This window comes from Methanomassiliicoccales archaeon (assembly GCA_013415695.1).
Taxonomy (GTDB): Archaea; Thermoplasmatota; Thermoplasmata; order Methanomassiliicoccales; family JAAEEP01; genus JAAEEP01.
On the sequence record JAAEEP010000008.1, the window covers coordinates 83714 to 89935 of the forward strand.

The following is a 6222-nucleotide window of genomic DNA, read 5'->3' on the forward strand; positions in this document are numbered from 1 at the left end:
TGAGATGGTGTCCTCTGGTGATGCAATAGGCCTGTTGCTGGTCTATCTCTATGTCGCCTCAATCGTGCTATTCGCAAAGCTGTTGGATAGAATGGGAATCGACGATTGCAAGAGGAAGACCGTTCATATAATGATCGGTAATATCGTTTTCATCTGGTGGATCTTTGATTCTCCGTATGTCATGGCATTCTTGGCCGCGGCTCCTTTTATACCTCTACTATATCTGGCATCTCCCGCCAGTCGAGCGGGGCGATTCAAGGAGACATTCTTGGGGTCAGCGAGCAAGGAAGGACATGATCTTGGACTCGTCTACTACGCCATATCTTGGACCATACTGGCCTTCTTCCTCTTCGACTATCGTGCTGCCGCCTCTGTTGGGATCGTCGCAATGGCATATGGTGATGGGATGGGGGGATTCATAGGCAAGCGTATAGGACGGAGAACATTGCACAACGGGAAGACCTTGGAGGGTACTTTGGCCGTTTTCATGGCAACTACCATAGCCACGGTAGTGGTCCTGCTCTTCTACCAATGGCTCAATTTCATGGGAATACACGGGACTGCAATACTCAGCCTTCCTTTCATACTTGGGATCGCACTTTTCATGGGTGCATATGTGGCCATCGTAGAGTTGTATACTCCTGGTAAGTACGATAATCTGATTATTCCGATTTCATCCGCGCTAATACTCGTCGCGCTGGGGGTGTGAAGATCAGGTGGATCATCGTGGACGGGATAGACGGCTCGGGTAAGAGCACCATTGCTAACATGATGAAAGACCGCTACGAAGAGGAAGGAGACGACGTTTACCTGGTGGCTCATCCCTCGGAAAGGCTGCTTGGGAAGATATCACGGAGAGCCCTTCGGGGAAGAGGAAGGGTTTTGAAGCTGGTTGCCACCATTTTCTACATTTTGGATGTTCTCAACTCCGTACGACTGCTGAAGGCGATCAGGAAGCGCTACCAAACGGTCATATTCGTACGGTACTTGATGGGGGCCGCCTACCTTCCAGAGGAGCTAGCCCCAAAAGGATACCGATTCTTCAAGAATCTGCTGCCATTGCCAAGTAGACTTCTTTTAGTAGATATCGACCCAGAGGTGGCGCTGAGACGAATCGCTGAGAGGGACGACCATCTAGAGATGTTTGAGGATCTTGATAATTTGGTGAAGATCAGGCGGAAGGTCCTGCTACTCGCGGGCAATGACTGGGATGTAATAGATAACAGCGGCTCGGAGGAAGAGTCCAGGAAGGAAGTCATGAAGGTCCTCAACCACTGGGACCTTCATTCAAAGAACAAGTAGCACCTTTCTTGATCATGATCACTATCCCAATGGCCAATATTGCGATCAATATTCCTACAAGTTCCACCGCACCGATACCCAATGATACGTAGACTGGTGCCAGTGCCACTGGAGCAAGTGCGTATCCAAAGAATCGGAAACTATTGAAGATGGAGGAGACGGTTCCCCTGTTGTCGGGAGAGATCTCCACGGTAAGGGTCAATAAAGCGGACCACACAAACTGGACGCCCGAACCAAGCACTGCAAGGCCTGCCACGAAGTCTAGACTTCGATTCGAGAAGTACAGGATGGCCATCCCTATTATGAGCACAGCAAATCCGAGTGTGGCGGTAGGTTTGCGCCCTACGTGGTCCACTAGTCTCCCTCCAATGGGAGCGGAAAAGATACCAGCGATACCTGTCGCTGTCATTATGGTCCCTATCTCTGCATCGCTCAATTCAAGAGGTGGGAGGGATAGGGTATCAGATATGAAAGAGAGTGATGAGGCATAGCAGAGGAAAGTAAGGAATCCTGCGAAGGCCAAGAGGTAGATTGCCTGGAACCTGATGCACTTGGAGATCATGCTGATTACCGCACTCGGTCGTGCCTCACCCTTCTTGAATGAATACCCTCTGAAGGCGAGGAAGAATATGGTGGCGACGATAACGGTCAGCGCGGCCACCAGGATGAATGCGAGGCGCCAGTTGACCTCGGCGATGACTCCCGCGAAGAATGGGCCCGCTGCCACCCCCGCGGTACTGGCCGCACCCATGTATCCCATCCACCTTCCTCTGACCTCGAAGGGTGTGATGTCTCCCATAATGGCAAGGAGGACTGGCATGACAAATGAGTATCCCACCCCTTGGACGGTCCTGAACGCCAAGAAGGTGCTCAGATTGGGGCTCAGTCCGCAACATATCGACCCAACTGCGTAAATGAAAAACCCCACGGCCATGGTCTTCTTACGATCATAAATATCCGAAAGTGTCCCAGAGAAGAGCATGAAAATGGCAAAAGGTATCATGAAAAAGGTGATGGAAAGGAGGACCTCGGGGGCAGTGGCCTGGAATTCCTCTTTGAGAGTAGGAACTAGGGCAAGCACCATGTTACCAGCCAGGGGACCTAGGAAATTGGCGATGAGTACCGCTGCAGGCCTCCTGTAGTTCATCCATTTAGCATATAAGTAATAATATTTCAAATAACCCATATTTAGATGGGCCAGAATACGAATTCAAAGGCACAACTGTTGAGAATAATAGGGGACTCAAGCCCCTTCTAGAAAACCCAGGTCAATGAGAGCAAGGCATCGAAGGATGTCGGCACGTGTTACTATCCCGACCAGTTTTCCTTCGATGATCACGGGGAGACGGTTCACATTTTCTTCATTGATCATGGTAACCGCTTTGCTGATTGGGTCATCGGGTGAGAGCGTATGTACCTGCCTAGACATGATCTCTCGAACGGTCTTATGCTGGACCTCCCTCACCACGTCGTCGATAGCCTTCTCCTCGGTGTTCTTCTCGAAAGTCACACTCATGAACGAGAGTGAGGGGTAGATCATCTTTAACCGCTCCTCATATGGTTTTACAGACTTGACGATATCTGACTCAGAGACCATGCCCACCACCTCTCCGGTGGAATCAAGTACAGGTGCGCCCGAAATGGATCTCTCGAAAAAGACCTTGGAAACCTCTTGCAGGGTATCTTTCTCAGCAACAGTCACAACTTCCCGCGTCATGATATCCTCGACTTTCATGGATTGCACCTCTCATTGAATAAACGGAAGGGTTAATATTCCTATTGATTTCCCCGTAGAGTCTGACTCTACAAGAACTTCTCTCGATTCAGTATGCGCTAAAGGATGCTTGATTCTTTTCATTTGCTTTCCCACCTCTACCTTACGAAGTTAAAGTGGAATTCATAACACAGTAAGAAATGAGAAGGATGTCTCTCCGATCCATAACATCCGTCACACTAATCTCACTCGAATATTACCTGGTCTTGGCATAGCCGAGATGAGTGATTATACTCAAATGATAACTGACTATATTAACAGAGTTAACGATAGAAACATAAGGGTGTTAATATATATCACCCTGTTTACCAGGCTAAAATGGGGGAGAACTGACCTGGGGGAGGTGAGCATTATTATACCTATATCTCAGGGTCTGAAGGAATTAATAATCTAAATCATTTTATATTTTATTTTATAAATAAATTAATATGAAGGCGAGATGAATGAAAATTAAGAGGACTCTGTTGATTACCGCCTTAGCTCTATCTGTAGTACTGGCAACATTAATAGGATTCACTCATTCGTGCACACAGGACATTGATGAGAATCTCGTCCCCTTAACTAGTGGGAATCTGACCGATACGAACGTAGAGATGGGAGATGCAGGGTGGGTGGTTTCTCAACATGATGTTGCTACAGGTATCAGCCTCATGCTGTGGGAGGAACATGGTGGGTTCTGGGCAGATGCCGAAAAAAGACCATATCCCATTGTGGAGGATAACAATCTCTGCTGGGCGGCTACTGTCTGCAATATGCTCGAATGGAGTGGTTGGGGCTTTGTTGATGGAATGGATAATACCGATGACTTCTTCCAGTACTTCCAGGACCACGTGACAGATGGTGGAGGATATGTCGGAAATGGAATTGAATGGTGGTTTACCGGTATACTGCCTCCCCAGACGTCGGTTGAGGATGTCGACGTTGATGGCTTCTGGGCACCCGAATACGACTATAACACATATTCCTTGATCAGAGGCGAGACGGGAAGAAACGCCAGCGTATTGCCGGATATTGAGAATTTCCTGTTGTCCGGTTACGCGGTGGGACTCAATATTAACTCCATCTCTGGTGGCGGTGCTCATGCCATCAATTGCTGGGGAATAAACTACGATCCCTCGGTCGATCCTTTGACTAACCCGAACGAATACTATCTAGGAGTTTGGGTGACCGATTCAGACAGCCATGGAAACGTCATGAATGCAGCTAATTGGCTGATTTATTTCGAAGTCGAGTATGATCATGATAAAGGCTGGTGGTACATGCCCCACTACGGGGCAGGTTGGCGGATAGAAATGGCCAACGCTTTGATGCCATTCCCAGGGGAGTCCCGTCCTGTGGCTGATCTTGGTGGACCATATGTAGCGAATGAAGGCGATATCGTACTATTCAATGCAGCTGGAAGTACTGATGACGACCCTCTTCAGTACCGATTTGATTTCGATGCTGATGGAGAGTGGGATAGATCCTGGTCGTCGTTCAGTAATGCCAAGAATAGATGGTACGATGACTATTCGGGAGATGTCTATCTGGAGGTGTTCGACGGAAGGTTGAGAGACATGGACACCACGACGGTCACCGTCAACAATGTGGCCCCTACCATTGCAGTAACCGGAGGAACCTGGAGCCATCAGACAATTGACAGGAACGCCTACGTTCAATCAGACACGTCCTTGGCCGTCGACTCCAACAATAAGGTGCACATCACCTATACGGATAGTGACAACGGCAACCTCAAGTACGCCACCAACGCGGGCGGTAGCTGGAGCTATCAGACCATTGGACATCATGCATGGTTGCCCTCAATCGCCATCGACTCTAACGACAAGGTGCACATCAGCTATTGCGATTATACGAATAATGACCTCAAGTACGCCACCAACGCTGGAGGAACCTGGGACCATCAGATCGTTGAAGTGTCTGGTCTGTATTCCTTTTCGTCCATCGCTATCGACTCCAAGGACAAGGTGCACATCAGCTATACCGGTAGTGGATGGGCCGGACCTCTCAAATACGCAACCAATTCTGGCGGGAGCTGGGACGTCCAGACAATTGACGGAAAGGGCAGATGGGAAACATCCATTGCCATAGACTCCAACGACAAGGTCCATATCTGTTATAGTACAAATGTTAGCTTTCGGCACGCCACCAACGCCGGTGGCAGTTGGAGCAATCATTTCGTGGATAGCAGTGGATCAAGCGAATCTATCGCCATCGACTCCCACGACAAGGTCCACATTAGCTATGTCGGAGACTCAGGCCTCGAATACGCCACCAATGCTGGAGGAAGCTGGAACACCCAAACTCTCGATAGTTCTGGCGATATTGGACCTACTACGTCCATAGCCATCGACTCCAATGACAAGGTGCACATCAGCTACTATGACATCACACATTGGGATCTGGAGTACGCAACCAACGCCGGCGGAGGCTGGAGCTATCAGACTCCTGACGGTTATTACTCTGTGGGAGTAGGCTCGTCCATAGCCATAGACTCAAACGATAGGATCCATGTAAGCTATGTTGCTCTGACAAATTTCAATTCAGTAAACGATCTCAAGTACACTACCTTTGTCGGTGACTCGATCGCTGAGAATGGCGTAGCGACAGTTAGCGGAACCATCACCGATCCGGGCACGGAGGACACCTTCTACTTGACAATAGATTGGGGAGATGGCCAAACTAGTGCATATTGGTATGACAAAGGTACAACGACCTTCAGCCAATCCCACCAGTACCTGGACGACGATCCTAGTGGCACGCCATCGGATGACTACCTAGTTTCATTGTATATCATTGATGATGATGGCGGTAGGTCATCGACTAAAACTACGGTCATAGTCAACAATATTGCTCCCGTCATAACCGCCACAGGCGACTCGATCAATGAGAATGGGATGGCAACAATCAACTGTACCATCACCGATCCGGGTACGGAGGACACCTTCTACTTGACAATAGAATGGGGAGATGGCTATAATGAAACTTACCTCTATCCGCCGGGCACCACAGGTCTTAGTATCGCCCATAGGTACCTAGACGATCCTAGCGGGACTTCATCGGACGACTACACCGTGACCCTATACATTTGGGATGATGATGGCGGCAGGTCCTCGACCACAACTACGGTCACCGTGAACAATGTTGCC

The 6222-nt window shown here is 49.1% G+C and carries 5 protein-coding genes; 3 read left to right on the plus strand and 2 right to left on the minus strand.

Translation table 11 applies throughout. The features are described from left to right. Positions 1-4 precede the first annotated feature (4 nt). Complete coding sequence (locus tag GKC03_05515; protein NYT11997.1) at positions 5-709, plus strand: phosphatidate cytidylyltransferase; 705 nt, start codon at positions 5-7, stop codon at positions 707-709. After that, entirely contained in the window at positions 706-1302 is a 597-nt protein-coding gene (locus GKC03_05520) for a thymidylate kinase (protein ID NYT11998.1), read from the plus strand. Before GKC03_05515 ends, GKC03_05520 begins: the two co-directional genes overlap by 4 nt. Here the strand turns inward: GKC03_05520 and GKC03_05525 are convergent. Both GKC03_05525 and GKC03_05530 read right to left on the minus strand, forming a co-directional pair. Continuing rightward, positions 1268-2449 (minus strand): MFS transporter, encoded by a 1182-nt coding sequence (locus GKC03_05525; protein ID NYT11999.1) that lies wholly within the window; start codon positions 2447-2449, stop codon positions 1268-1270. The two genes, GKC03_05520 and GKC03_05525, sit on opposite strands and share 35 nt — an antisense overlap. 96 nt (positions 2450-2545) lie before the next feature. Beyond that, positions 2546-3037: a CBS domain-containing protein gene (locus GKC03_05530; protein NYT12000.1), complete on the minus strand. Its 492-nt coding sequence runs from the start codon at positions 3035-3037 to the stop codon at positions 2546-2548. Between the two features lie 482 nt (positions 3038-3519). Between GKC03_05530 and GKC03_05535 the strand changes: the two genes are divergently transcribed. Next, positions 3520-6222 (plus strand): hypothetical protein (locus GKC03_05535; protein NYT12001.1); only part of this gene is annotated, 2703 nt, incomplete at its 3' end.

What these genes read in the sequence shown, in the direction of transcription:
- GKC03_05515 (NYT11997.1), top strand. Translation starts at nt 5, where the DNA reads ATGGTGTCCTCTGGTGATGCAATAGGCCTGTTGCTGGTCTATCTCTAT.
- GKC03_05525 (NYT11999.1), bottom strand. Translation starts at nt 2,449, where the DNA reads ATGAACTACAGGAGGCCTGCAGCGGTACTCATCGCCAATTTCCTAGGT.
- GKC03_05530 (NYT12000.1), bottom strand. Translation starts at nt 3,037, where the DNA reads ATGAAAGTCGAGGATATCATGACGCGGGAAGTTGTGACTGTTGCTGAG.